At 59.4% G+C, this 24,731-nt stretch carries 33 protein-coding genes and 1 pseudogene; 21 read left to right on the forward strand and 13 right to left on the reverse strand.

All coding sequences use genetic code 11. From position 1 onward, the window contains the following. From ACMXYJ_RS13445 to dapA, 3 genes are read right to left on the reverse strand one after another with little or no spacing between them, the layout of a single operon-like run. Complete coding sequence (locus ACMXYJ_RS13445) at nucleotides 1-918, reverse strand: LysR family transcriptional regulator (protein ID WP_415760202.1); 918 nt, start codon at nucleotides 916-918, stop codon at nucleotides 1-3. A 22-nt stretch (nucleotides 919-940) separates the two neighbouring features. Further along, nucleotides 941-1,315 carry a DUF2784 domain-containing protein gene (locus tag ACMXYJ_RS13450; protein ID WP_415760203.1) on the reverse strand — a complete coding sequence of 125 codons (375 nt, stop codon included), beginning with the start codon at nucleotides 1,313-1,315 and terminating at the stop codon, nucleotides 941-943. A 60-nt stretch (nucleotides 1,316-1,375) separates the two neighbouring features. Beyond that, on the reverse strand, nucleotides 1,376-2,251 hold the full coding sequence (dapA, locus tag ACMXYJ_RS13455; RefSeq protein WP_415760204.1) for a 4-hydroxy-tetrahydrodipicolinate synthase: 876 nt from the start codon (nucleotides 2,249-2,251) through the stop codon (nucleotides 1,376-1,378). 418 nt (nucleotides 2,252-2,669) lie between these two features. Here dapA and ACMXYJ_RS13460 point away from each other — a divergent pair, with 418 nt between their 5' ends. From ACMXYJ_RS13460 to ACMXYJ_RS13470, 3 genes are read left to right on the forward strand one after another with little or no spacing between them, the layout of a single operon-like run. Then, nucleotides 2,670-3,368, forward strand: a complete 699-nt coding sequence (locus ACMXYJ_RS13460; protein WP_008157336.1) for an AzlC family ABC transporter permease — start codon at nucleotides 2,670-2,672, stop codon at nucleotides 3,366-3,368. Beyond that, nucleotides 3,368-3,679 carry an AzlD domain-containing protein gene (locus tag ACMXYJ_RS13465; RefSeq protein ID WP_165353329.1) on the forward strand — a complete coding sequence of 104 codons (312 nt, stop codon included), beginning with the start codon at nucleotides 3,368-3,370 and terminating at the stop codon, nucleotides 3,677-3,679. Before ACMXYJ_RS13460 ends, ACMXYJ_RS13465 begins: the two co-directional genes overlap by 1 nt. 60 nt (nucleotides 3,680-3,739) lie before the next feature. Continuing rightward, the gene (locus tag ACMXYJ_RS13470; RefSeq protein ID WP_008157331.1) at nucleotides 3,740-3,901 is read left to right on the forward strand and encodes a hypothetical protein; all 162 of its coding nucleotides are present in this window, start codon (nucleotides 3,740-3,742) and stop codon (nucleotides 3,899-3,901) included. A gap of 64 nt (nucleotides 3,902-3,965) precedes the next feature. On the opposite strand, the gene ACMXYJ_RS13475 is transcribed toward ACMXYJ_RS13470, so the two are convergent. The 3 genes from ACMXYJ_RS13475 to ACMXYJ_RS13485 all read right to left on the reverse strand — a co-directional run bounded on the left by ACMXYJ_RS13475 (nucleotide 3,966) and on the right by ACMXYJ_RS13485 (nucleotide 5,501). After that, the gene (locus ACMXYJ_RS13475; RefSeq protein WP_046047446.1) at nucleotides 3,966-4,193 is read right to left on the reverse strand and encodes a DUF6555 family protein; all 228 of its coding nucleotides are present in this window, start codon (nucleotides 4,191-4,193) and stop codon (nucleotides 3,966-3,968) included. 91 nt (nucleotides 4,194-4,284) lie between these two features. Continuing rightward, entirely contained in the window at nucleotides 4,285-4,557 is a 273-nt protein-coding gene (locus ACMXYJ_RS13480) for a hypothetical protein (protein ID WP_415760205.1), read from the reverse strand. 263 nt (nucleotides 4,558-4,820) lie between these two features. Continuing rightward, nucleotides 4,821-5,501 carry an SOS response-associated peptidase gene (locus ACMXYJ_RS13485; RefSeq protein WP_415760206.1) on the reverse strand — a complete coding sequence of 227 codons (681 nt, stop codon included), beginning with the start codon at nucleotides 5,499-5,501 and terminating at the stop codon, nucleotides 4,821-4,823. 297 nt (nucleotides 5,502-5,798) lie between these two features. Here ACMXYJ_RS13485 and ACMXYJ_RS13490 point away from each other — a divergent pair, with 297 nt between their 5' ends. Beyond that, a complete protein-coding gene (locus ACMXYJ_RS13490; protein WP_415760207.1) occupies nucleotides 5,799-6,746 on the forward strand; it encodes an ABC transporter substrate-binding protein in 948 nt (315 codons plus the stop codon). Nucleotides 6,747-6,761: 15 nt separating this feature from the next. On the opposite strand, the gene ACMXYJ_RS13495 is transcribed toward ACMXYJ_RS13490, so the two are convergent. Next, entirely contained in the window at nucleotides 6,762-7,679 is a 918-nt protein-coding gene (locus ACMXYJ_RS13495) for a LysR family transcriptional regulator (RefSeq protein ID WP_415760208.1), read from the reverse strand. Nucleotides 7,680-7,810: 131 nt separating this feature from the next. Between ACMXYJ_RS13495 and ACMXYJ_RS13500 the strand changes: the two genes are divergently transcribed. The 4 genes from ACMXYJ_RS13500 (at nucleotide 7,811) to ACMXYJ_RS13515 (ending at nucleotide 11,830) form a co-directional block, all read left to right on the forward strand. After that, nucleotides 7,811-9,103, forward strand: coding sequence for a CitMHS family transporter (locus ACMXYJ_RS13500; RefSeq protein WP_415760209.1), 1,293 nt, complete (start codon nucleotides 7,811-7,813; stop codon nucleotides 9,101-9,103). Continuing rightward, nucleotides 9,104-10,468 (forward strand): acyclic terpene utilization AtuA family protein, encoded by a 1,365-nt coding sequence (locus ACMXYJ_RS13505; protein ID WP_415760210.1) that lies wholly within the window; start codon nucleotides 9,104-9,106, stop codon nucleotides 10,466-10,468. Next, on the forward strand, nucleotides 10,465-10,782 hold the full coding sequence (locus ACMXYJ_RS13510) for an AtuA-related protein (RefSeq protein ID WP_056744834.1): 318 nt from the start codon (nucleotides 10,465-10,467) through the stop codon (nucleotides 10,780-10,782). Before ACMXYJ_RS13505 ends, ACMXYJ_RS13510 begins: the two co-directional genes overlap by 4 nt. A gap of 148 nt (nucleotides 10,783-10,930) precedes the next feature. Beyond that, complete coding sequence (locus ACMXYJ_RS13515) at nucleotides 10,931-11,830, forward strand: polysaccharide deacetylase family protein (protein ID WP_415760211.1); 900 nt, start codon at nucleotides 10,931-10,933, stop codon at nucleotides 11,828-11,830. 13 nt (nucleotides 11,831-11,843) lie between these two features. Here the strand turns inward: ACMXYJ_RS13515 and ACMXYJ_RS13520 are convergent, their stop codons facing one another. Together ACMXYJ_RS13520 and ACMXYJ_RS13525 are read right to left on the reverse strand one after the other, a co-directional pair. Next, nucleotides 11,844-12,563, reverse strand: a complete 720-nt coding sequence (locus tag ACMXYJ_RS13520) for an Imm52 family immunity protein (protein WP_415760212.1) — start codon at nucleotides 12,561-12,563, stop codon at nucleotides 11,844-11,846. Nucleotides 12,564-12,636: 73 nt separating this feature from the next. Continuing rightward, nucleotides 12,637-12,738, reverse strand: a pseudogene (locus tag ACMXYJ_RS13525) (LysR family transcriptional regulator); the annotation flags it as partial. A 219-nt stretch (nucleotides 12,739-12,957) separates the two neighbouring features. Between ACMXYJ_RS13525 and ACMXYJ_RS13530 the strand changes: the two are divergent. After that, nucleotides 12,958-13,200 carry a DUF1652 domain-containing protein gene (locus ACMXYJ_RS13530; protein WP_309676356.1) on the forward strand — a complete coding sequence of 81 codons (243 nt, stop codon included), beginning with the start codon at nucleotides 12,958-12,960 and terminating at the stop codon, nucleotides 13,198-13,200. On the opposite strand, the gene ACMXYJ_RS13535 is transcribed toward ACMXYJ_RS13530, so the two are convergent. After that, nucleotides 13,197-14,081: a LysR family transcriptional regulator gene (locus ACMXYJ_RS13535; RefSeq protein WP_033057700.1), complete on the reverse strand. Its 885-nt coding sequence runs from the start codon at nucleotides 14,079-14,081 to the stop codon at nucleotides 13,197-13,199. The genes ACMXYJ_RS13530 and ACMXYJ_RS13535 overlap by 4 nt on opposite strands. A gap of 127 nt (nucleotides 14,082-14,208) precedes the next feature. On the opposite strand from ACMXYJ_RS13535, the gene ACMXYJ_RS13540 reads away from it, so the two are divergent. From ACMXYJ_RS13540 to ACMXYJ_RS13580, 9 genes are all read left to right on the forward strand, one after another. Then, nucleotides 14,209-15,357, forward strand: coding sequence for a muconate cycloisomerase family protein (locus tag ACMXYJ_RS13540; protein WP_415760213.1), 1,149 nt, complete (start codon nucleotides 14,209-14,211; stop codon nucleotides 15,355-15,357). 10 nt (nucleotides 15,358-15,367) lie between these two features. Further along, entirely contained in the window at nucleotides 15,368-15,658 is a 291-nt protein-coding gene (catC, locus tag ACMXYJ_RS13545; RefSeq protein ID WP_046047438.1) for a muconolactone Delta-isomerase, read from the forward strand. 55 nt (nucleotides 15,659-15,713) lie between these two features. After that, nucleotides 15,714-16,643 carry a catechol 1,2-dioxygenase gene (catA, locus tag ACMXYJ_RS13550; protein WP_415760214.1) on the forward strand — a complete coding sequence of 310 codons (930 nt, stop codon included), beginning with the start codon at nucleotides 15,714-15,716 and terminating at the stop codon, nucleotides 16,641-16,643. A 115-nt stretch (nucleotides 16,644-16,758) separates the two neighbouring features. Continuing rightward, the gene (locus tag ACMXYJ_RS13555; protein ID WP_056740468.1) at nucleotides 16,759-17,718 is read left to right on the forward strand and encodes an AraC family transcriptional regulator; all 960 of its coding nucleotides are present in this window, start codon (nucleotides 16,759-16,761) and stop codon (nucleotides 17,716-17,718) included. Between the two features lie 242 nt (nucleotides 17,719-17,960). Further along, entirely contained in the window at nucleotides 17,961-19,325 is a 1,365-nt protein-coding gene (gene benA / locus ACMXYJ_RS13560) for a benzoate 1,2-dioxygenase large subunit (RefSeq protein WP_415760215.1), read from the forward strand. After that, nucleotides 19,322-19,810, forward strand: a complete 489-nt coding sequence (gene benB, locus ACMXYJ_RS13565) for a benzoate 1,2-dioxygenase small subunit (protein WP_415760216.1) — start codon at nucleotides 19,322-19,324, stop codon at nucleotides 19,808-19,810. Before benA ends, benB begins: the two co-directional genes overlap by 4 nt. Nucleotides 19,811-19,820: 10 nt before the next feature. Next, a complete protein-coding gene (gene benC, locus ACMXYJ_RS13570; RefSeq protein WP_415760217.1) occupies nucleotides 19,821-20,834 on the forward strand; it encodes a benzoate 1,2-dioxygenase electron transfer component BenC in 1,014 nt (337 codons plus the stop codon). Between the two features lie 139 nt (nucleotides 20,835-20,973). Then, complete coding sequence (locus ACMXYJ_RS13575) at nucleotides 20,974-21,747, forward strand: 1,6-dihydroxycyclohexa-2,4-diene-1-carboxylate dehydrogenase (RefSeq protein WP_415760218.1); 774 nt, start codon at nucleotides 20,974-20,976, stop codon at nucleotides 21,745-21,747. 41 nt (nucleotides 21,748-21,788) lie between these two features. Continuing rightward, the gene (locus ACMXYJ_RS13580) at nucleotides 21,789-22,487 is read left to right on the forward strand and encodes an alpha/beta hydrolase (protein ID WP_415760219.1); all 699 of its coding nucleotides are present in this window, start codon (nucleotides 21,789-21,791) and stop codon (nucleotides 22,485-22,487) included. Nucleotides 22,488-22,493: 6 nt separating this feature from the next. Here the strand turns inward: ACMXYJ_RS13580 and ACMXYJ_RS13585 are convergent, their stop codons facing one another. Next, nucleotides 22,494-22,856, reverse strand: a complete 363-nt coding sequence (locus ACMXYJ_RS13585; RefSeq protein ID WP_415760220.1) for an NUDIX hydrolase — start codon at nucleotides 22,854-22,856, stop codon at nucleotides 22,494-22,496. A 211-nt stretch (nucleotides 22,857-23,067) separates the two neighbouring features. Between ACMXYJ_RS13585 and ACMXYJ_RS13590 the strand changes: the two genes are divergently transcribed. Beyond that, on the forward strand, nucleotides 23,068-23,271 hold the full coding sequence (locus ACMXYJ_RS13590) for a DUF2188 domain-containing protein (protein ID WP_415760221.1): 204 nt from the start codon (nucleotides 23,068-23,070) through the stop codon (nucleotides 23,269-23,271). Nucleotides 23,272-23,328: 57 nt separating this feature from the next. Here ACMXYJ_RS13590 and osmE read toward each other — a convergent pair whose 3' ends face one another. Continuing rightward, on the reverse strand, nucleotides 23,329-23,682 hold the full coding sequence (gene osmE / locus ACMXYJ_RS13595; protein WP_415760222.1) for an osmotically-inducible lipoprotein OsmE: 354 nt from the start codon (nucleotides 23,680-23,682) through the stop codon (nucleotides 23,329-23,331). A 13-nt stretch (nucleotides 23,683-23,695) separates the two neighbouring features. Then, nucleotides 23,696-23,935, reverse strand: coding sequence for a hypothetical protein (locus tag ACMXYJ_RS13600; RefSeq protein WP_095129729.1), 240 nt, complete (start codon nucleotides 23,933-23,935; stop codon nucleotides 23,696-23,698). 170 nt (nucleotides 23,936-24,105) lie between these two features. Here ACMXYJ_RS13600 and ACMXYJ_RS13605 point away from each other — a divergent pair, with 170 nt between their 5' ends. Next, entirely contained in the window at nucleotides 24,106-24,324 is a 219-nt protein-coding gene (locus tag ACMXYJ_RS13605) for a hypothetical protein (protein WP_415760223.1), read from the forward strand. Nucleotides 24,325-24,394: 70 nt separating this feature from the next. Continuing rightward, nucleotides 24,395-24,730 (forward strand): hypothetical protein, encoded by a 336-nt coding sequence (locus ACMXYJ_RS13610; protein WP_415760224.1) that lies wholly within the window; start codon nucleotides 24,395-24,397, stop codon nucleotides 24,728-24,730. The last annotated feature ends 1 nt before the right edge of the window (nucleotide 24,731 follow it).

Below are 24,731 nucleotides of genomic sequence, written 5' to 3' on the forward strand. Positions count from 1 at the left end.
TCAAACAAACCGGTCACTGCCCTGGACCAGTTTGGTGGACAGGTACGATTGCTTGAGTTTTTCCAGCCACCAGCCCAGGGCGCGGCCGTCGTGATCGCCACGCCAGCCGGCATACAAAATATTCGGCTCACGCGGATCGGCCATTTGTTTTTCAACCAGCGTGCCGTTTTTCAGTAACGAGCCGACCCGATGCCTGGGCAACCAACCCACGCCCAACCCGTCGCACTGGGCGAGGATCTTGGCGCGCATGGTTGGCACGGCGAGCACCGGTTGGCCGCCGGAGACGCCGTAGGTGCTGCCCTCGGTCACTCTGGAAGAGTCGGCCACGACAATCGCCCGATGCTGCGCAACCATGGCGCGTGAAATCGGCTCTTGGGCTTTGGCCAGCGGATGGTTGGGCGACACCGCGAATACCCATTCCATTTCCCCCAATTGCATCCAGCGCAAGGAAGGGATCGCCGGTGGTTCGTTGGTGGCGCCGATGATCAAGTCCGCGCGGCCTTCACGCAGGGCTTCCCAAACACCTTTGAGGACTTCCTGAGTGATGCGCAACGGCACGCCCGATTCCAGCGCATCGAACTCGTGAATCACCGGGATCAAGGCTTCGAATTCGAGCAACTCATCGGTGACGATCCATAGCCGGCTCTCCCAGCCATTGGCCACTTGTTGCACCCGCTGGGTCAGCCGCGAGACGTCTTGCATCAGTCGTGCTGCCTCGTTCACCAGCAATTCACCTGCCGGGGTCAGCTGCAAGCGGTAGCGACGGCGGTCGAACAGCAAGGCGTCAAAGCGTTCCTCCAGTTGCCGCGCCGCGTAGGATACCGTCGAGGGCGCCTTGCCCAAGTGGGCCGCGGCCCGTGACAGGCTGCCAGTTTCGCGGATGGCCTCCAGCAAGGTGAGATCTTCAATCGACAACATGGGCAGAATCCTCGAATCGGCTTCAGGTTGCCCGACGTAACTTCCACAACCTGATCAACCGAAGGTAGACCAGCACGTTGATCGCCAGCACCACGCTGCCCAGTCCCAGCTGAATCGCCGGTGTCAGGCCCGCCGGGTAAATGACCGGCCACACGTAATGTTCGATGAAACCGCCGCCATAGCCGGTTTGCCCGGCCGCGTCGCGCATGAGGTTTTCCCACTCGGTCAGTGGGCAGATCAGGTGGAAGACTTCCACCGACACGCCCCACGCAGCCGCGGGCAGGTGCCACCAGATCAGGGGGCGCCATTTGAGCACCAGCAGCCCGCCGAACAACACGAACAGAATGAACAACAGATGAAACAGGACCAGCCCGTCGGCGGCGATTCGGTAAAGCATGTCGACTCCCTGACGCGTTATGCGAATGGCTCCATGGTACTCGGGCTGGTTGCTGGCGCTCTATCGATTGTTGCTGTTCAACGCCGCCAGCACTTCCTTCAGACGCACCAACAGGGTTTCGCTGCTGCGTTGCATCGGCGCGCGCAGTTCGTCGTCGATCAAGCCTTCAAGGGCCAGGGCGGTTTTCACCGGGGCAGGATTGGGCTCGATGAAAAGGCTGTGAATCAGCGGCAGCAGTTGGAAGAACGTCGCTCGACCCGCCGCTAACCGGTTGTCGCGGATCTGTTGATACAACGCCACGAACAGCTCCGGATGAACATGCGCCGAAGCGGCAATGGCGCCTTTGGCGCCCAGGCACAAGGCGCTGAAGATCTGGTTATCTTCGCCGCACAGCACGTCGACCTTGCCACTGCTGAGCAGCGCCAGGGTGTTGGCCTGATTGCCGCCGCAATCCTTGACCGCGACGATTCGCTCATGGGCGACGATGTTGAGCAGGGTTGCCTGCTCGAACGCCACGCCGGTGCGGTAAGGGATGTCGTAAAGAATGAGCGGAACGCTGGAGGCATCGGCGACAGTTTTGAAAAACGCTTCGAGGCCCGCCTGGGACGGACGGATGTAGTACGGCGGCGGTACCAGTAAACCGGCCAGCGGACGTTTCAGGATCTCGCTTTGTAAATGCAGCAGCTCGGTCATGTTGTTGCCGGCCAGGCCCATGACCACCCGTTCCGCCGGCACCTGCTCCAGCACCGCATCGAGCACCGCCAGTTGCTCGTGTTTGCTCAGTGCCGCCGCTTCCGCCGTGGTGCCGCAGACCACAACACCATCGACGCCTTTTTCCAGCAGATGACTGACCAGCCGGCGCAAGCCGGCGAAATCGATCGCACCGTTGCGAAACGGTGTAACGAGAGGGACCCAGATACCTTGAAACGATGACATGCACGTACTCCTGAAGGTTGACCGATTTCGTCACCGTCAGAAGCGTAGAAGGCAGTAAGCAAGGGGAGGGTGCCCGTCGCGCTCAATGTCCTGTCAGCTCATCTGACGGGACAGCGCGCCCCGGTCACATGAGCGACTGTTTCTTCGATTTGAGGGCGTGCGCAACGCAACCTTGCGCCTTGGCATTCAAGCCAATGACGACAGTGTTGAGGTTGACGGTTGCGGACATACTTGCTTACACCCTGAATGAGGCGCTCAGTTTTAAAAGCCGGCGCGATTTTTGTCAATCGCGAAAATCAGCGAGCTCCGCACGCATTCTGCCGTTGTGCCTGGCCGCGGACCAAGTGCGCAAGATTGTTCAAGCCTTCGGCCATGACTGCTGGCACAGTCTGAGGTCTCTCCCTGGTTGTAGAGCGTTATGTCCAATTCACTCATGCCGCGTAGCGCCTTTCTTCGCGGCGCTGCGGCGATCATGCCGTTGTCCCTGGCCACCGCGCCGTGGGGGCTGCTGGCCGGCTCCATGGCCATCGAGGCCAATCTCACGCCCCTGCAAGGCCAGGGTTTATCGAGCATCGTATTTGCCGGGGCCGCGCAATTGGTGGCGATCGGCATGCTCAAGGGCGGTGCCGGAATCTTTTCGATTCTGCTGACCACGCTGCTGCTGACGTCCCAGCATTTGCTCTACGGCATGAGCATGCGTTCAGTGATTTCGCCGCTGCCGGGTCGCTGGCGTGTGGGGCTCGGTTTTTTGCTCACCGATGAGCTGTTTGCCTTGACCAGTGCGCATGACAAACAACAGTTCAACCGCTGGTACGCGTTGGGTGTCGGCCTGACGTTTTACATCGCCTGGAACCTCTTCACCCTGGCCGGCATCGTGCTGGGCAGCAGCATTCCGGGGCTGGAGCATCTGGGGTTGGACTTCTCCATCGCGGCGACCTTTATCGCCCTGATCACCCCGGTGGTGCGGAACGTGCCGACCGTGGTGTGCGTGGCGGTGTCGCTGTTCTGCTCGGTGCTGTTCAGCTACTGGCAATGGGGCTCGGCGCTGGTGCTGTCGGGGCTGGCGGGCATGACCGCAGGCTTTATCTGCAACAAATTTTACGGTGGACGCACATGATGGTCTGGGCGGTGATTTTTGGCATGGGGCTTTTGGTGTTTCTCAATCGCTATGTATTTCTGGAGCCTCGGCTGCCCGTGCGCTTGAGCAGTAATGCACGGCAATTCCTGGGTTTTGCGGTACCGGGCATGCTGACGGCGATCTGCGGGCCAATCGTGTTCATGCCGGACAAGCAGCTGAATCTGCAGTGGGACAACCCGTACCTGATCAGTTCGCTGGTGGCGGTGGGGCTGGTGCTCTACACCCGTAATACCTTGCTCAGCATGTTGTTGAGCATGGGGTTCTTCTTTTTGCTGCGTTGGTGGCTCTGAATCGTTCCCGTCGAAACTGTTCTACGCTTATAGGGGACCCCTACAGGAAGAGAGGTGAGCATGGCTAATGATCCAAAGCGTCCGTACCCGGATGAAGATGTGGATGACGAACCCACGGAAGAGGAGATTGAGCGGCAGCGGCGTTCGACGCCGGACTGGAAGCACCCCGACGACGGTAAAGAATTGTCAGATCGCGACCAGGAGCGTCCGCTGAAGCCTTGACCGCGCTGCACATACAAAAAAGCCCCGCTATCAAAGCGGGGCTTTTCATTGGGCGATTATTAAATCAGATCGCTTCATTCCAGCGAATATGCGTAATGCCCAATTGCTGCGCTTTGATGCGCGCAGTTTCGAGGTTGGCGTGTGCGGCGATTTGACGATCAGAGTCGGGATAAGCATGGGCGGACGCCGAATGTATTGCCTCGACATCCGAGAACTGTTCAGCCAGTTTGAAAAAGTGCTGACGAACGCCGTCGAACATATAGTGCACGGCATAGGGGACGAGTTTGCTCATATATTCCTCCTTGGGCCGAAGCTCTGTTATTGAGAGTGGCTCGATGTCGGGTTCGTTCAGTTCTTTGGCTCGATGAACCCGGTCCATCAACTCAAACCTCTTCCAACGGCAGAAAATCGGGGTGGGAGGCCCTATAACCCAAGGTCTTGTCGATCCAGGCGTTCAGTTCGTTAACCATGATCGGAGGTTTGCCCGGATAGTTTTCGAGGGTTAAACGCAGAATGTTGCTGATAGTGGAGATTGAACCCAGGTTGCGGGTCTTTATGTATTGCCCGATAAAACAGTCGAGTGGGAAATGTTCTGTCTTCGAAAGATAAACACACGCCAGACCATCGACTTGATTAATTGTGAAATCGTCGCGCAATTTAATTCTCTGCAATGCTTGCTGTTTTAAGGATTTCCTTGGTTTGTTGACTCTTTGGTCAATTGCGGGGTGCCGAAGGGAATGCGGCGCGCATGCTATCCATAGTTATTCTAAATGTATCGAAGTGTCAGACAGGCGGTTGTCAGATTAAATGGCAAACAAAGCCAAGTGTCTCTTGGCTGAAACAGCCTGTGAAACGTTCAAGTGATCAATATGTATATATAACCGTTACTGATGCCTTCATTTATGTCTGATTGATACGTTTATGGCATTTCATCAATCAATGCAGCGCCTTGATTTCTTGAATTGCCCACCGCTTTGCCCACCTTGTACCACTCGAAAACCTCGCTGACTTCACCCTGCAACAGCACCATCTGCTCAGCGCGTTCCTTGGGGGTGGCCGGGTCAAGCCATTCCCGCGCCAGCGGTGCAGACAACACCACGGGGCGCCGGTCATGAATGTCGAGCATGCCGCCCGCACTGTCGGCGGTGATGATCACAAAACCATCATCGGCCCGTGGCTCACCACTCGCGCCGGGAAACTGTCCTATCGCCGCGCATAGAATCGGCGCCCGGTCCCGTCGGCGGATGAGTAACGGTTGCCTCGTCGAATCCCCGGCGTCGACCCATTCGAACCAGTTGTCGATCGGCACGATTGCGCGGTGCGGCCAGATCGCCCGGAAGAATGGGCCGTGGGCGACTTTTTCGACCCGTGCATTGATCGGGGCGGCCCGATCCTTCGCCCAGTGCGGCCGCCATCCCCAGCGCTGAAAATCGGCGTGCAGGCCGTTGCTCTCCAGATGCAGGAGGGCGAGTTGCGTGGTGGGCGCCGCGTTGTAGCGGGCCAGTGGTTCATCACCGACGTGGTTGATCAACGCGTCGGGGATGCTCAGCACGGCGACAAAGTCATGAATGCCACGGTACTGCGACAGGCGTCCGCACATAGGTTGATTCTCTGATTGAAGCGCGCTGACTGGAGATTTCAGCTTAGTTGCAACGATCACGGGGGCGCGCGGCAACTCGGTCAACGCTTTGGGCAGGGCTTGAGCAAAACCGCCGAGGCCGACTGCGTCGACGCCGGAGTCGGGGCAGAGAAATGTTCAAGGGAAAACAGTCTGTTTAGTCGTTGTTGATGGGCAAACACTGTTCGCTACTGGACATGAGCTTATGCGTTAATCGAATTTCAAAAGCTTCTCGTAAGAGCGTTATGGTCTATAGCAATAACCCTCAAGGAGCCCCCGATGAACCTGTCCCGATTCGTGTGCAGTCTGCTGACCAGCGCACTGTTCGCCACACCACTGGCTTACGCCGCCGAACCCGTCGTCCTGCACGTCGGTGATCAGAACTACTACAACGTTCGCGCTTCGGTGGAGGCGTCGGGCGTACTCAAAGATGCGCCGTATACCGTCGACTGGAAGCACTTCCAGGCCGCCGCGCCGCTGGCCGAAGCGCTGAACACCGGCGCGCTGGATCTGGGTTTTCTCGGCGATTCGGGTTTTCTGTTCCTCGCCGCCAAGCAGGCGCCGGTGAAACTGATCGGCGTGTCGCGGCAGAACCCCGACACCATCGCCTTGCTGGTGCCCAAGGATTCGCCGGTCAAAACCATCGCCGACCTGAAGGGTAAGAAAGTCGCTTACTGGCCCGGTGCCTGGAGCCAGCAACTGACCCTGCGCGCCCTGGAAAAAGCCGACCTGCCGGAAAACTATGTCGACTTCATCAAACTGATGCCGATTGATGCCGCCGCCGCGTTGCCTCAGGGCAGCATCGACGCGTTCCCGGTCTGGGAACCTTACATCTCCCAGCAGATTCTGTTCTCCGGCGCCCGGCCGATCCTCACCGCCAAGAACCTGATGCCCGGCCTGAGTGCCATCGCCGCCTCGACGCCGTCGATTGACAGCAAACGCGAAGCCATTGCCGACTTTCTGGTGCGCCTGAAAAAGGCCCGGGCCTGGGTCGACAACCACACCGACGAGTACGCCGATCTCTGGGCGAAGAAAGCCAACCTTGACCAGAACGTCTCGCGCCACTGGTTGCGCCAGGCCCACATGACCGTCGGCCCGGTGGATGCGCAGGCAGCAAAGGATCTGCAAAGCACCGCGGACTTCCTGTTCAAGGTAAAAGCGCTGCCGGCTGCGTTGGCGACTGCGCCGATTATCGACAGCTCGTTTCAGCAGTCTTTGGCTGAGTAAGCGTGCAGCGTTGCGTCATTGCCGGGTCGCTTCTTGCCCGGGCTTCTGCACGCCGGTCGAGGTGCTTTGCAGCATCTCGATGAACCGTAGCGCGGCGGGCGCCATGGCTTGCCCTGTGCGGGTGATCAGGCCGATGGCGCGCGTGATGCCCGGATGATCCACCGGCACTTTGACCAGATCATCGCGCCCGTCGTCCGCCGACTCGGGCAGCAGGCTCATCCCCAGCCCCTGACGCACCAGCGCCAGCACCGTCGACATGTAATTGGCTTCCAGTCCCGGCGACAACGGCAGTTGTGCGTCGGCGAACAGTTGCTCGACCAATTCGCGCACGCTGCTGTCGCGCCCGGTCAGAATAATCGGTTGAGCCGTCAGCTCGCCCAAGGTGACCGAGCGTCGCTTGGCCAGTGGGTGATCGACGGGGATGAACAGACATAACCGATCTTCCATGACCACCTGAAACTCCAGCCCATGGCTCATTCGCGCCCGGACGCCGAGGCCAAAATCCACCTCGCCATCGCGAACCAGCGTGTCGATGCGTTGGGCGACGACGTCCCGCAGGCGAACTTCCACGCCCGGAAACTGCTCGCGAAACTGCTTCAGAAGCGGTGGCAGCGTTGAGGCGCACAGCGAGGGCAGGGCGGCGATGGTCACGACGCCTCGGCGCAACGACGCCAGGTCCCGCGAGGCGGTGACGATGTTTTCAAAGTCCAGCAGCAACTTCTCCATCGGCCGCAATGCGTTTTGTCCGGCGCTGGTGAGGCTGACGTGGCGTGGGCTGCGTTCGAGCAGGGCGACGCCGAGCCAATCCTCCAGTTGTTGAATTTGCACCGTCAACGCCGAAGGCGAGAGGTTCAGCACCACGGCTGCCCTGGAAAAACTACCGGTTTGTGCAACGGCCAGGAAAGCACGGATGTGTTGGATCGAATTCTTCATTTTGTTTTTCCGAATGATGACCGCCGAACATTTCAATTTACAAAGATTACCTGCAATTCCAATACTCGGTGAAAACAACAACAGCGCGTCTCATCGCCCAGGCGATCAGAGAGGCCGAACAGGATCTGCCCATGCTTGCCACACTCGGTGTCATTACCATTCTCTGTTTGCTTGCTGCTGTCATGAGCAAGCGCCTTTCACCCCTGGTTGCCTTGATCGCCTTGCCCATCATCGCCGCACTGATCGGTGGATTCGGCCTGGAGACCAGTGCCTTCATCATTACCGGTATCAAGAACGTCGCCCCGGTGGTCGGGATGTTTGTGTTCGCGATTCTGTTCTTCGGCGTGATGACGGACGCCGGCATGCTGGACCCGATCATCGACCGGATCCTGCACCGGGTGGGGACCCGTCCGACGCGCATTGTCATGGGCACCGCGCTGTTGGCGTTGCTGGTGCATCTGGACGGTTCAGGGGCCGTCACCTTCCTGGTGACCATCCCGGCCATGCTGCCGTTGTACACGCGGCTGGGCATGGATAAACGCATTCTGGCCTGCGTCACGGCCATGGCTGCCGGGGTCAATTTCCTGCCATGGACCGGCCCGGTCCTGCGGTCCTCGGCAGCATTGCATGTGCCGGTGGCCGACCTGTTTCAGCCGCTGATTCCCGTGCAGATCGTGGGGCTGGTGTTCGTCTTTACCTGCGCCTGGTTCCTCGGTCGGCGCGAAGAGCGGCGCTTGGGTCTAGGCGCCGGAGTGTCGGTGGACGTGATGCCGAAACGGGTGCTGAGCGACGTCGAGATTGCGTTGCGCAAGCCGCACCTGTTTTGGGTCAATCTGGTGCTGACCGTGGTGGTGATGGGCGTGATGATTGCCGGGTTCGTGGACCCGGTGGTGATGTTCATGCTCGGTACGGTGCTCGCTTTGTGCCTCAATTACCCTAACGTCGATGCCCAGCGTGCACGCATCGACGCCCATGCGAAAACGGCGCTGACCATGGCCAGTATTCTTCTGGCGGCCGGTGTGTTTACCGGGATCATGCAGGGCACCGGCATGCTCAAGGCCATGGCCGAGGTCGCGGTGGCGCAGATTCCCGCCGGGCACGGCAAGTTGATTCCGATGGTGGTGGGCTTCATCTCCATGCCCTTGAGCCTGCTGTTCGATCCCGATTCCTTCTATTTCGGCATCATGCCGGTGGTGGCTGAAGTCGGCCGGGCCTTGGGCGTCGACCCTGTGCAAGTGGCCCAAGCGTCATTGCTGGGGGTGCACACCACCGGGTTTCCGGTCAGTCCGCTGACCCCCGCGACCTTTCTGTTGGTGGGGCTGTGCAAGATCGAACTGGCGGATCACCAGCGCTTCACCATCCCTTTTCTGTTCGCGGCCTCGGTGCTCATGACCCTAACGGCGCTGCTTCTTGGAGTCTTCTGAATGAAAACCATACGCATCGGTTCCGGTGCCGGTTACTCCGGCGACCGCATCGAACCGGCCATCGAATTGGCCGAGCACGGCGAGCTGGATTATCTGGTGTTCGAATGCCTGGCCGAGCGCACCATTGCCCTGGCACAGCAAGCGCGGCTGGTTGACCCCCATGCGGGTTTCGACCCGTTGCTGGGGGAGCGCATGCGTCGCGTGCTGCCCTTTGTCGGTCGTGGCGCCGATGGCCAGCGCCGACGTTTGCGGGTGATCACCAACATGGGCGCGGCCAATCCGCTGGCCGCGGCACGTGAAGTCCGACGGATCGCCGCGCAATTGGGTTTGTCGGGGCTGAAAGTGGCGGCGCTGACCGGTGATGATGTGCTGGCGACACTGTTGCGCAATCTGTCGCAGACCCTGGATAACGGCAGCACGTTGGCGTCCCTGGGTGATCGTGTCATTTCGGCTAATGCGTATCTGGGTGTGGACGGCATCATCGACGCGTTGCACGCCGATGCCGACGTGATCATCACCGGCCGTGTGGCGGACCCTTCGCTGTTCCTCGCACCACAGATGTTCGAATTCGGCTGGGCGGCGGATGATTGGTCGCTGTTGGGACGCGGCACACTAGTGGGGCATTTGCTCGAGTGTGCGGGCCAGATCAGCGGTGGCTATTTTTCCGACCCGGGGTTCAAGGATGTGCCGGATCTGGCGCGCCTGGGGTTTCCACTGGCCGAGGTGGATGCCACGGGACGCGCGGTGATCAGCAAGGTCGCCGGCTCTGGCGGACGCATCGATACGGCGACCTGCACCGAACAGATGATCTATGAAGTGCATGACCCGGCCGCCTACCTGACGCCGGATGTCAGTGCCGATTTTTCGGGTGTGTCCTTCACGGCCCAAGGGCCGGACCGGGTGTTGGCCCAAGGCGCCGACGGCCGGGCGCGACCGCCGTCACTGAAAGTCTCGGTGGGTTATCTCGATGGCTGGATCGGCGAGGGTCAGATGTCCTATGGCGGGCCGGGCGCGTTGGCGCGAGGGCGATTGGCACGAGCGGTGGTACTGGAACGCTTGAAGCTGACGGGCGTGGTGTTTGAGGAGATCCGCGCCGAGTTGATCGGCGTCGATGCCTTGCACGGTACTGAATTGGGTTCACGGACGGACAGTGAACCCTGGGAAGTGCGCCTGCGAGTGGCGGCACGTTGCGCTGATCGCGCCGAAGCGCTGCGGATCGGCAATGAAGTGGAAACCCTCTACACCAATGGCCCTTACGGCGGTGGCGGGGCCAGCAAGTCGGTTCGGCAGGTGGTGGCGGTAGCTTCGCTGTTGCTGCCGCGCGATGCCGTCACTCTGCAAGTTCATTTGGAGGACATCGCATGAGTCGCATCAAACTGCGTGAACTGGCCCACTCGCGAACGGGCGACAAGGGTGATACCTCCAACATTTCGGTGATTACCTTTCGTGCCGAAGACTATCCGCGACTGTGTCAGTGGCTGACGGTGGAGCGGGTGACCGAACATTTCGCCGAATTGCTCGGTCCACACAGTCCACCGGTACGGCGCTACGAGTTGCCGAACGTCCATGCGCTCAATTTCGTCTTGCCGGGTATTCTGCGCGGCGGCGTGACCCGCTCCCTGGCGCTCGATGCCCACGGCAAGGCGCTGGGTGCGGCGTTGCTCGACCTGGAACTATGAGCGCGCGATGAGGCGACGCTGGAACCAAACACTGTGTACCCTTATCCAACCTCGGCCCGCAACGACCTGCGGGCCGACGAAGGATAAATGGGCGAAGGATTTTTGCCCTTTGACGTGTTGACCGTAACGGTCCTGCCCAAGGCAAAACATGAAACAACTGTTCAAGGTTCTCTCTGCACTCATCATCGCCACAGGGCTGGTTGGGTGCATCGCTTCTCCCATCGAAATGACGCCACAGACCGAACAGCGTCTGAGCGCGCAACCACCGATCCGTTTTCTGCTGACCTTCGATGACGGTCCCAGCGCCTCGAGTTTCTGGAATCCGACGATGACGGTGCTCGACAGTCTGGCAACGAACCCGGTGCAACCGAACCTCAAAGCGGTGTTCTTCGTGCAGACCCGTGCGCCACGTGCCGGCAACAGCGAAATCGGTCGCGAGGTCATGCGCCGCGAACACGCAGAAGGGCAGATTCTGGGCTTCCACACGGCGACCCACTCGCACACCAATCACCGTTCCCTGAGTCCGGAAGAACTGGAGCAGTCGCTGACCAAAGGCAGTGCCGACATCGCCGCGATCACCGGCGCGCCGCCGACCCTGGTGCGCCCGCCATTCTGGAACTATGACAAACGGGTCTTCGCCGCCTATCAGCAGCACGGCATGCACGTATTGCTCACCGATCTGAGTGCCAATGACGGCAAAATCTGGGGTTTCAACGCCAGTCCCCGGCGGCGGGCCCACTTCTTGCGCACAATGTCCGAAGTGCGCGAGCGCATCGCCCTTGGCGAGTTGCCGGTGGTGGACGGGGTGATTCCGGTGGTGGTGACGTTCCACGACCTCAATCGCTACACCGCCCGGCATGCTCGGGAATACCTGCAAATCCTCCTCGACAGCGCCCGCTCCACTGGGGTGAAACTGGCAGAGAAGCCGTTTTACGACGACACGGCAGCGCTGCAACGGGCTGCCATGGCGCGTACCGTTCGCGACAGTTCACAGCCGGTTAAATTACCGGGGCTCTGGAATTGGATCTGGGGGGCGGACGCCGAATGACACCTGGCAGGATTCAGTTCAGAAACAACGGCAAATAACCAAGCGCTACCAGTTTTGTATCGATGTTCCCAACCCGTTCAAAGTGATCGAGGCTTTGGTCGCTCATAACCTCAGGGCAGCTGACGATAATGGTTCCCCTGTCTGGCACGGGAACCAGTTTTTGTGCCAGAGGAAAGTCTTCCTTTTTCAACGATTCAGGGCAGAAGCCAATCCATCCAATGGTTTGCCGGTCCTTGAAGGCACGGCCTTTTCTGAAATAGTTGGCCGGTACCACAGTGACCCAGTCAATTTCGGGCCAGATATTCACTGCCATGCCAATGATTCTTGTGAACATCTCCTGCGGGGCATCACACTTCATCAATAATGCACCGGCGTCTTCGAAGGACATGGCGGAAACGGAATCGAAGTTGTGCGCGCTGTAATGAAAAGCGACTCCACCTTCAAGCGGGTCCTGGATGGCATTCCAGACCGAAAATTCGATCAGGTCAGGAAGCTCCGGATCATGAGCGTGTTTTACGTTGTCGATCAGCGCTTGAGTGTTGGTACTGATGTCGGTTGAAAGCGAGTCTTTCAGGCTTTTTCCTTGCAAATGCCAGTTGGCCAGAAGCGGGCTGATTGACCCGGCCTGTCGCAGAAACTCGGCAGCTTTTTCAATCTGCTTTTCAAGCGGTAGGGATGTGATGGCCTGTTTGTTGAACCTCAACGTAAAAATGAAACTTTTGAAATTTGTCATGTGGACGCCTTGAATGCGTTGCGGGTCGGACTGCGCGTTTAATCCCGGGTTGTCTCTGTAGTGTCCCGCGGTGCAGTTCATCAATCATCTGCAAGCAATGATTCAACCCCGGCGATACGTCGCCCACGCGTCTGCTGAGAATAATTGGCGAGGTCGCGTTGTCTTCCAGCAGCGGCAGTCTAGATGATCGCCCGGTCGTCGATGCGGATTCGCCCGAAACCGATATCGATACGCCCAGCGTCGGTCAGCTTCAGAAGCCGACCGCGTTCCAGCAACAGATCTCCAAAGTGAGAAACAGCTAACACATATTTTCAGCATTGGCGGGCGCAGGATGGGAAAAGCCCATCTATGCTGAGCAAGTTGGATCCGATTCCCTGCCACGGAGGCGCCAGTCATGGTTTCAGTTCCTGAGCTTTGCCGCATTGTTGAGTCCGGTTTTCAACCGCTTTCCTGTGCCTGCACGGTGAATCCGGACGGAACATTACGGATCAAAGTCTACGAACCCGCCACCGGGCGCATTGATCTGTTGATTACCGGTGTATCACCCGAACGGCTGACCAGCGTTCGCGATATCTCCAATCTGATTGGCGAGTTGCGCATCGAAATGCGTGCCGGGCGCCGGGCGTTTGCCGGCTAGGCCCGCGGTTGCAGTTCATCAATCATCTGCAAGCAATGATTCAACCCCGGCGATACGTCGCCCACGCGCCTGCTGAGAATAATCGGCGAGGTCGCGTTGTCTTCCAGCAGCGGCGTGAAACCAATGTCGTCGCGGTGCAGCAATTGCACCGAGGCCGGCACCAGGGTGACGCCGATTCCCGCTCCCACCAGACCGATAGCTGTTTGCAGCTCGTTAGTCCATTGCGCCACGTGAATGCTCACGCCATAGGATTCGAATAACGCGATCACATGGTCGGCGTAGCTCGGGCGCGGGTTGCCGGGGTACAGCACAAAAGGTTCTTTCGCCAGTTCGCGAAGGCTGATCGGCCCCGCCAATAATGGATGACCCGCGGGCAGGGCGGCGACCAGCCGATCTTCGGTCAACACAGTCTGGATGATCGCCGGGTCGTCGATGCGGATTCGGCCGAAACCTATATCGATGCGCCCGGCCTTGAGCGCCTGTACTTGCTGCAATGTGGTCATTTCCGAAAGCCCCAGTTCAAGCTCCAGGGGCTCGCCGCTGCGCAAACGGCGAATCAGTTCCGGCAGCACGCCGTAGAGCGTCGATGGGGCAAAACCGATGCCCAGCCAGGTCTTTTCGCCCAGGCCGATCCGTCGCGTGTTGTCGCACACCTTGCCCAGTTGTTCGAGCAGGGCGGTGGAGTGCTCATGGAAAAACCGGCCGGCATCGGTCAGCTTCAGCGGCCGTCCGCGTTCCAGCAACAACACCCCGAGCTCGTCCTCCAGCTGCTGCATCTGCCGGCTCAGTGGCGGCTGGGCGATGTGTAGCAGTTCGGCGGCACGGGTGAAATTGAGGGTTTGAGCCAATACCTGAAAATACCGCAGGTGACGCAGTTCCATGGGGCCTCCAGACGCAAGTCGGTTGCATACCTTAAAGGTATCAAGTCAGACCAATTCTATATTGGCTTCCCGAAAAAAGCCGTACCAGAATCGGTTCCAGAACTTTAAGAACCTGACGGGTATCGACATGCTTGCAACAGCCATTGAATCGATCGAGACGATCATCGTCGATCTGCCGACCCTCCGTCCGCACAAGCTGGCGATGCACACCATGCAGAACCAGACTCTGGTGATCATTCGCGTGCGCTGCGCCGACGGCATTGAAGGCATTGGCGAATCCACCACCATCGGTGGCCTGGCCTACGGCAACGAAAGCCCTGACAGCATCAAGACCAACATCGACAAACACTTCGCGCCGCTGCTGCTGGGCCAGGACAGCGCCAACGTGAACGCCGCGATGTTGCGCCTGGAGCGCAGCATCCGTGGCAACACCTTCGCTAAATCAGGTATCGAAACCGCCTTGCTCGACGCTCAGGGTAAACGCCTTGGGCTGCCGGTCAGCGAGTTGCTGGGCGGCCGCGTTCGCGATGCGCTGCCAGTGGCATGGACCCTGGCCAGTGGCGACACCGACAAGGACATCGCCGAAGCGGAAAAAATGCTCGACCTGCGCCGCCATCGGATCTTCAAACTGAAAATCGGTGCCGCTGAGGTCAACCGCGACCTGGCTCACGTCATTGCGATCAAAAAAGCTTTAGGTGATCGCGCCAGCGTGCGGGTCGATGTCAATCAGGCCTGGGATGAAGCGGTTGCGCTGCGCGCCTGCCGGATCCTGGGAACCAACGGTATCGACCTGATCGAACAGCCGATCTCGCGCAATAACCGCGCCGGCATGGCGCGCCTGAACGCCATGAGCCCGGCGCCGATCATGGCCGATGAATCCATCGAATGCGTGGAGGATGCCTTCAATCTCGCACGGGAGGGCGCAGCCTCGGTGTTCGCCCTGAAAATCGCCAAGAACGGCGGCCCGCGCGCCGTGCTGCGAACCGCTGCGATTGCCGAAGCGGCCGGTATCGGCCTGTATGGCGGCACCATGCTCGAAGGCGGTATCGGCACCCTGGCCTCGGCGCATGCCTTTGTCACGCTGAACAAACTGGCGTGGGATACCGAGCTGTTCGGCCCACTGCTGCTGACTGAAGACATTCTCAGCGAGCCGCTGGTCTATCGCGATTTTGAGTTGCATGTGCCGAAAACACCGGGCCTGGGGCTGAGCCTCGATGAAGAACGTCTGGCGTTCTTCCGCCGTGACAAAACGTCTACTGCCATTCATCACGCCTGAGGAGAGCCTTATGCTGTTCCACGTAAAAATGACCGTGAACCTGCCGGTCGACATGAATCCCGAAGCAGCCGCGAAGCTGAAGGCAGACGAAAAAGCCCTGGCCCAGCGCCTGCAAGAGCAAGGCAAGTGGCGTCACCTGTGGCGCATCGCCGGGCACTATGCCAATTACAGCGTTTTCGACGTCGACAGCGTGCAGGAGCTGCACGACCTGCTCATGCAATTGCCGCTGTTTCCGTACATGGCGATCGAGGTCGACGCGATGTGCCGGCATCCTTCTTCCATCCGCGAGGATGACCGCTGAACCCAGCCTGTTCAGTTCGCTACGCTAATAATTACAAGATGAGGAACCCACCAAAATGAACGTCAAGATTTCCCACACTGCCGAAGTCCAGAAATTTCTCGAAGAGGCCAGCGGTCTGCTCAACGACGCCGGGGATCCACGGACCAAGGCATTGGTGTACCGCATCCTGCGTGATTCGGTGAACATCATCGAAGACCTGGCCGTGACCCCGGAAGAGTTCTGGAAAGCCGTCAACTACCTCAACGTGCTGGGTGCGCGTCAAGAGGCCGGGTTGGTGGTGGCCGGGCTCGGTCTGGAGCATTACCTCGACCTGCTGATGGACGCCGAAGACGAGCAGGCCGGCAAGGCCGGCGGCACACCGCGGACCATCGAGGGCCCGCTGTACGTGGCGGGTGCGCCGCTGTCGGAAGGCGAAGCGCGACTGGATGACGGCGTCGATCCGGGTGTGGTGCTGTTCATGCAGGGCCAGGTCAAGAACACCGCCGGCGAGCCGTTGGCCGGCGCGGTGGTGGATGTCTGGCACGCCAACACCGGCGGCACTTACTCCTACTTCGATACCACCCAGTCGGAATTCAACCTGCGTCGTCGTATCGTCACTGATGCAGACGGCCGTTATCGCTTCCGCAGCATTGTGCCGTCGGGCTATGGCTGCCCGCCGGACGGTCCGACCCAGCAACTGCTCGATCAACTGGGCCGTCATGGTCAACGGCCGGCGCACATTCACTTCTTCATTTCTGCGCCGGATCATCGTCACCTGACCACCCAGATCAACCTCGATGGCGATCAGTACCTGCACGACGATTTCGCCTACGCCACCCGTGACGAGCTGATCGCGAAGATCATCTTCAGTGATGATCCACAGCGCGCGGCGGCGCACGGTGTCAGCGGTCGTTTTGCCGAAATCGACTTCGATTTCACCTTGCAGACCTCCGCGCAACCCGACGAGCAGCAACGCCACGAGCGGGTCCGCGCACTCGAGGACTGATATCCTCGAACAACGGAGCCGGGCCACGAGATAACCGACTGTTTATCTCGTGGTCTTTGGCGTTTCGACCCTGGAATGGCCCGACGTTACCTATAACAACAATGAGAGTGACCCGATGATGCAAGCGCAACTGTTGAGTCAGCGCAGCACCGTATTCGACCACGCCGACCCTTACGCGGTGTCGGGGTACGTCAATCAGCATGTCGGAAACCATTGCATTCTGATGCCCCGGGCCGGGCGACCGCTGGCCAGCCTCAATCACCGCAAGTTTGCCAGCCTCGACCTGTGCCGCATCAGCTATGGCGGCAGCGTACGGGTCACCTCCGGCGCCTTGGAAAGCATCTATCACCTGCAAGTGTTGCTGCGCGGCAATTGCTTGTGGCGCGGCCACGGCCAGGAACACTACTTCGCACCCGGCGAGTTGCTGTTGATCAATCCCGATGATCCAGTGGACCTGACGTATTCCGACGATTGCGAAAAATTCATCCTCAAAGTCCCCACCCCGTTGCTGGAATCCGTGTGCGATGAACAGCGCTGGCGCTATCCGGGGCAGGGTGTGCGGTTTCTGGAGAACCGTTATCAGCTCGATGAGCTGGAAGGCTTTGTCGGGCTGCTGGCGATGATTTGCCAGGAAGCCGAGGCCACCGAGCAGATTCCCAAGGTGCAGGAACACTACGCACAGATCATCGTCAGCAAGATGCTCAGCCTGATGAAGACCAATGTCAGCCGGATCAGTCTCGGCTCACAGACGGCTACGTTCGAGGTGATTGCCGACTACATCGCGGGCCACCTCAAACAAGACATCGACAGCGAAGAACTGGCACGCCAGGCGCGGATGAGTCTGCGCTCGTTGTACGGATTGTTTGAACGCAACGCCGGCACCACGCCGAAAAACTACATCCGGCAAAAACGCCTTGAACGCATCAACGCCTGCCTGAGCGACCCGACCTGCAACGTGCGCAACGTCACGGAAGTGGCGATGGATTACGGCTTCCTGCACTTGGGCCGGTTCTCCGACAGCTACCGCAAACAGTTTGGCGAGTTGCCGTCCGACACCCTCAAGCGCCGCCACTGAAACACCGCAAATCACCTGTTTGATCGTTCCCACGCTCCCGCGTGGGAATGCAGCCCGGGACGCTCTGCGTCCCAAAAGCGGACGCGGAGCGTCCGTTGAGGCATTCCCACGCAGAGCGTGGGAACGATCATAAAAAATCCCATTGCACAAAACGGATACAGGTCTGCACCCAGCGGATAGTCCGCCACTTCCCCCCGTCCTAGCATGGCCCTGCCTGAATAAAAACAATGGAGGCGGCGGCCATGTCCCTGCGACCCGAATACCTTCACTCCCTGCTCGAAGATGACAAAGAACAGGGCATCTATCGCTGCAAGCGCGAGATGTTCACCGACCCGCGGCTGTTCGATCTCGAGATGCAGCACATCTTCGAAGGGAACTGGCTGTACCTGGCCCACGAAAGCCAGATCCCCAACAAAAACGACTTCTACACCACCACCATGGGGCGCCAGTCGATCTTCATCGCGCGCAACAAGGACGGTGAGCTCAATGCGTTCCTCAACGCCTGCAGCCACCGTGGTGCGACGCTGTGCCGGCACAAGTCCGGCAACAAAAGTTCGTACACCTGCCCATTCCACGGCTGGACCTTCAACAACTCCGGCAAACTGCTCAAGGTCAAGGATCCGGCCGAAGCGGGCTACCCGGCGAGCTTCAACTGCGAAGGCTCCCACGACCTGACCAAAGTCGCGCGTTTCGAGTCTTATCGCGGCTTCCTGTTTGGCAGCCTCAAGGCCGATGTCGTGCCGCTGGTTGAACACCTGGGCGAGTCGGCAAAGATCATCGACATGATCGTCGACCAGTCCGCCGATGGCCTGGAAGTGCTGCGCGGTTCCTCCAGCTACATCTACGAAGGCAACTGGAAACTCACCGCCGAAAACGGCGCCGATGGCTATCACGTCAGCTCCGTGCACTGGAACTACGCCGCCACTCAGAACCAGCGCAAGCAGCGCGAGGCCGGCGATTGCAATCCGACCATGAGTGCCGGCAGCTGGGCCAAGCAGGGCGGCGGCTTCTATTCCTTCGACAAGGGCCACATGCTGCTCTGGACCCGTTGGTCCAACCCCGAAGACCGTCCGCTGTACGAGCGTCGCGATGAGCTGGCCCAGGACTTCGGCAAGGCTCGCGCCGACTGGATGATCGAGAACTCGCGCAACCTGTGCCTGTACCCGAACGTGTACCTGATGGACCAGTTCAGCTCGCAGATCCGTATCGCCCGGCCGATTTCGGTCGATCGCACGGAAATCACCATTTACTGCATCGCCCCCAAAGGCGAAAGCGACCACGCCCGTTCGAGCCGGATTCGTCAGTACGAAGACTTCTTCAACGTCAGCGGCATGGCCACCCCGGATGATCTGGAAGAGTTTCGTTCCTGCCAGACCAGTTATCAGGGCAGCGTGACCGCCTGGAACGACATGTCCCGTGGCGCCGAACACTGGATCGAAGGCGCCGATGACGCGGCCAAGGAAATCGACCTGCATCCGCTGCTCAGCGGCGTGCGCACCGAAGACGAAGGCCTGTTCGTGCTGCAACACAAGTATTGGCAGCAGACCATGCTCAAGGCCCTGGCCGCCGAGCAGTCCGACCTGATTCCTGTGGAGGCCGTGCAATGACCATCACCTATGACGCCGTGCGTGATTTTCTCTACCGCGAAGCGCGCTACCTCGACGACCGGCAGTGGGACGAATGGCTCGAGTTGTACGCCCCGGACTCGACGTTCTGGATGCCGTCCTGGGACGACAACGACGAGTTGACCGAAGACCCGCAGCGGGAAATCTCGCTGATCTGGTACGGCAACCGCACCGGTCTGGAAGACCGCGTTTTCCGCATCAAGACCGAGCGTTCCAGCGCCACCATGCCGGACACCCGCACCTCGCACAACATCAGCAACATCGAGCTGCTCGAACAGGCCGACGGGTTCTGCAAAGTGCGCTTCAATTGGCACACCCTGAGCTTTCGCTACAAGACCGTCGACAGCTATTTCGGCAGCAGTTTCTACACCCTCGATGTGCGCGGTAAAAACCCGCTGATCAAGGCCAAGAAAGTGATCCTGAAGAACGATTACGTTCGTCAGGTCATCGATGTCTACCACCTGTGAGGCAGCGGTCATGACTCATTCCATCGCATTCAATTTTGAAGACGGCGTCACCCGATTCATCGACGCCAATGTCGGCGAAACCGTGGCCGATGCCGCGTATCGCCAGGGCATCAATATTCCGCTGGATTGCCGCGACGGCGCCTGCGGTACCTGTAAATGCTTCGCCGAGGCCGGCCGTTATGATTTGGGCGAGGAGTACATCGAAGACGCACTCAGCGCTGAAGAAGCGGAGCAAGGTTTCGTCCTGACCTGCCAGATGCGCGCCCAGAGCGATTGCGTGGTGCGCGTGCCGACCTCTTCCGAGGTGTGCCGCACCCGTCAGGCCAGTTACGACGCGACCATCAGCGCCGTGCGCCAGTTGTCCGACAGCACCATCGCGCTGTCGATCAAGGGCGAAGCCCTGAGCAAACTGGCGTTCCTGCCGGGGCAATACGTGAACCTGGGGATTCCCGGCAGCGAGCAGACCCGCGCCTATTCGTTCAGCTCGTTGCAGCGCGACGGCGAAGTCAGTTTCCTGATCCGCAACGTGCCCGGCGGCTTGATGAGCAGCTTCCTCACTGGCATGGCCAAGGCGGGCGATAGCATGAGCCTGGCCGGACCGTTGGGCAGCTTCTATCTGCGCGACATTCGCCGTCCGTTGTTGCTGCTGGCCGGCGGTACGGGGCTGGCACCGTTCACGGCGATGCTGGAAAAAATCGCCGAACAGGGCAGTGAGCATCCGCTGCATTTGATCTACGGCGTGACCAACGATTTTGATCTGGTGGAAATGGATCGACTCGAAGCTCTCGCCGCACGAATCCCGAACTTCAGCTTCAGTGCTTGCGTGGCCAACCCGGACAGCCAGCACCCGCTCAAGGGCTACGTGACCCAACACATCGAGCCGCAGCATTTGAACGAAGGCGACGTCGATGTCTACCTGTGCGGCCCGCCGCCGATGGTCGAGGCGGTCAGCCAGTTCATCCGTGAAAAAGGCATCGCACCGACAAACTTTTACTACGAGAAATTTGCCGCTAGCGCGGCGTAAGTATTCTCTGCGGCATTGTCCCTGTAGGAGCTGTCGAGTGAAACGAGGCTGCGATCTTTTGATGTTGCCCTTATAAAGATCGCAGCCTCGTTTCACTCGACAGCTCCCACGGAGGGGTTGGCGCAAACACGAGGTATGTATGAACAGATTCCACGAGAAAGTCGCGCTGATCACCGGCGCTGCCCAAGGCATCGGTCGGCGTGTTGCCGAGCGCATGGCGGCGGAAGGGGCGCGGTTGATTCTGGTCGATCGCTCCGAGCTGGTGTTCGAGGTTCAGCAGCAATTGGGGCAGGGCAGCCAGGTGCTGGCGCTGACCGCCGATCTTGAGCAATACAGCGAATGCAGCCGTGTCATGCAAACCGCAGTCGAGCGTTTCGGGCGTCTGGATGTGCTGGTCAATAATGTGGGCGGGACGATCTGGACCAAGCCTTTTGAGCATTACGAAGCGTCGCAGATCGAGGCCGAAGTGCGCCGCTCGCTGTTCCCGACGCTGTGGTGCTGTCATGCCGCGCTGCCGTTCATGCTTGAGCAGGGGAGCGGCGCCATCGTCAACGTTTCGTCCATCGCCACGCGCAGTGTCAATCGCGTGCCGTACGGTGCGGCGAAGGGTGGGGTCAACACGCTGACCGCTTGCCTGGCCTTCGAAACCGCCGGTCGCGGGATTCGGGTCAATGCCACCGCGCCCGGTGGCACCGAAGCGCCGCCGCGGGTGATTCCGCGCAACAGCGCCGATCAGAGCGAGCAAGAGAAGGTCTGGTATCAGCAGATTGTCGACCAGACGCTCGACAGCAGTTTGATGAAGCGCTATGGCACGCTGGATGAACAGGCAAGCGCTATTCTGTTTCTGGCCAGCGACGAAGCGTCCTATATCACCGGCATGATCATGCCGGTCGGTGGCGGCGACCAGGGCTGACGCGACTCGCCAACACCCCATCCTCAATCGGAGTCATCGTGATGAGCGACAAACCCACGATCGTGCTGGTCCATGGTTTTTGGGGCGGTGCTGCCCACTGGAACAAGGTCATCGCCGAGCTGATTCACAAGGGCATTACGAACATCCGCGCGGTGGAGATGCCGCTGACTTCATTGGCAGACGATGCAGAGCGCACGCGCAAGATGGTCGCCCAAGTGTCGGGACCCGTGTTGTTGGTGGGGCATTCTTATGGCGGCGCGGTGATTACCGAGGCCGGCGATCAACCGAACGTGGTGGGGCTGGTGTACATCGCTGCCTTCGCGCCGGACGCCGGTGAAAGTCCCGGCGGCATCACGCAACGGCATCTACCCGCTGCGGCGGCCAACCTGGCGCCCGACAGCGACGGTTATCTGTGGGTCAAACCTGAGCTCTATCACGAAAGCTTCTGCCAGGACCTGCCCGAGACCGAAGGGTTGGTGATGGGCATCACCCAGAAAGCACCGCTGGCCAGCACCTTCGGCGACACCATTACCACGGTGGCGTGGAAGAAGAAGCCGTCGTGGTATCAGGTTTCTACGGATGACAGGATGATCTCGCCAGACAATCAGCAATGGATGGCAGAGCGGCTGAACGCCAGGGAGATCCTGACCCTGAACGCCAGTCATGCGTCCCTGGCGTCGATGCCGGTCGAGATTGCAGCGTTCATCGATAAGGCCGCGACGGCGTTGGCCGCAGGATAGAGAGCCTTACAGGCGACGCTGAAACGCTTTGATGATTCTGAGCGTGGCGTCGCTTGTATCGAGGTTCTGGACCGCGTCCAGCGGATACCACATACAGTCGAAAATTTCGTTTTGCGGGCGGGCCTCATCCGCATTCGCCACTGAGGCCTCGTACACATGGTGTCGGGTGCTGGCCGTTTGCAACTCCATCAGGTACAGCATCCCGTCGACCCCAAGCCCAGTCTCTTCCTGAAGCTCTCGCGCGGCGGCGTCGGCAATGGCTTCACCACGCTCAACCTTTCCGCCGGGCAGCATCCAGCGACTCCTTGGCTTGCGCACCAGGAGAATGTGCCGGTCCTGCTCGCAAATGACGGTCGCGCGTACTTTCATGTGTTACCTGGTTGCCGTTTGTCATAAATCAGTCATAAAAATGCAATATTCGAGCCGAGGTGTCTGTCTCAATGGTTGGAGTGATGGACGCGGTTGAAAGTGCAACCGGATGTCGGAATCCTGGCGCGACGTCTGGTCGGCACTTCATGGAAGGTCGGGTGTAAGGTATTCAAGTGAATCCAGGATCATCACTGCCGAAATGGAGGTGACTATGAGCGTTCCGATGCTGACCAAAATGCACATGAATGGTTATGACGTACTCAGCGTGAACAACGGCCCATGGCGGGTGTGCACCAAAGGTGACCGGCTTGGAGCCTTTGGCAGTAGAGAGGAAGCACTGGCCTTTGCGGCCGCTCTTCCCGGCTACAAGGCCAAAGCGAATCGGCCTGCACGCAGCCAGAAATCAGATAAATAGTGTGCTTGCAGCCCCGGTTCGCCGGGGCTTTTCTTTGCCAGGCGCTGAGGTCTTGGGCTAATAACCGCCACCGCCGGTGCTGCGGGAAGGTTCTCGGGCTTTTTGCTGCGCGTGACTCCATTCCGCGCAGGTCATGAAACTTTTATGGTCGACCTTGCCCCTGCCATCGAAACTGACGTTGTACGTTTGCTGATGGCCGGCCTGCGTCAGCTTGTAGTCAAAGCAAGTGCCAGGCTCAACGGTGCGATCCGTTATGGATAAAGGCTGGCCGCCAATCTGCTGGACTTGATCCTTGCTCATGCCGGTCTCGACCTTTGCGACCAGCGGTTGATCCCGGTAGACACGCGACTCGGTGCTGCAGCCACCCGACGCGGCCAGTACAACGACCAGCGCGCATAGAGGCTTGTGCATGGCAGTGCTCCTGCTATTGCGCTTTCGTTCGAGTAATAATCTTGGCTTTCACTTCCTCGGCATAACCCTTCAGTCGTTCTTCATCGCCCTGAAACAACTCGCACAGCTTCAGGGTTGCTTGTGCATCCACATCATTGCCGGCCAGGCGTAGCTGCTCTGCGATGCGCAAAAGCTCTACCGCTGACCATCTCAAATCCGACGCAACACCTTGCAGGTCACGCCGAAGTTCGTTTTCAGATTCGTTAAGCCACATGATGACCTCCTGCCAATCTCCGCTACGAAATTTTAGTCCCATTTCCCGGGTCAGGGCGTTTTGTTCGTCCGAGCCGCGGGTGCAGCCTTCTGTCGGGAAAATGAACGAGATCCCGCAGATCTGATGTCGTAGGGAGGTAGTGAATCTTTGCTAGGGCGAGGCAACTTCAAATGACGGCAACTGATGACTTTAGATTTCATGCCCATGAGCTGATCGTTGATCTGGACGCGGCCACCACGGAAATGATGAAACTGATTTCTGCACATCAGCTGAGTGGTCCGGAATGGGAGCGAGTCACTCAATGGCAGCATGAAGCGTATGAAAGATGGATGACTTATCTGAACGAGAGGTCGTATCCGGATCCCGGCGATCACACCGCCCCTTGCTGAGTTCAGTGCAACGGATGGATGTCTGGACAGCGACGCGCTACATTCCCTTTTTTCGGGATAAGGACGCGTCATGCGCAAATTGATTGGGGGAGTAGGGTTGGCGTTGCTGGCGGGCTGTACGTTGCCCGCGTCCCTGGTGCCAGGTGAGCCCAATGTCAGCAAGTACAGCGACAAGGCGCCGAAAGATTATGCCGCGTGCGTGTTGCCGGCGTGGCAGCGGGAGATACCCAACACGACCCAATCGGCGATTTCCAATGGCTACAGGGTCACGGCACCGAGCATCATCACGGCCGACGAGATTGTGGATATCGTGAAATCGAAGGATGGCAGTCACGTATCGCTTTATCAGGGGCCCCCCTGGGCGAAATCCGGGGCGTTACGTCAGGCCGTGCGTGATTGTCTGTAAG

Origin of the sequence: Pseudomonas arabinosi, from assembly GCF_047758675.1 — a bacterium.
Lineage (GTDB): Bacteria > Pseudomonadota > Gammaproteobacteria > Pseudomonadales > Pseudomonadaceae > Aquipseudomonas > Aquipseudomonas arabinosi.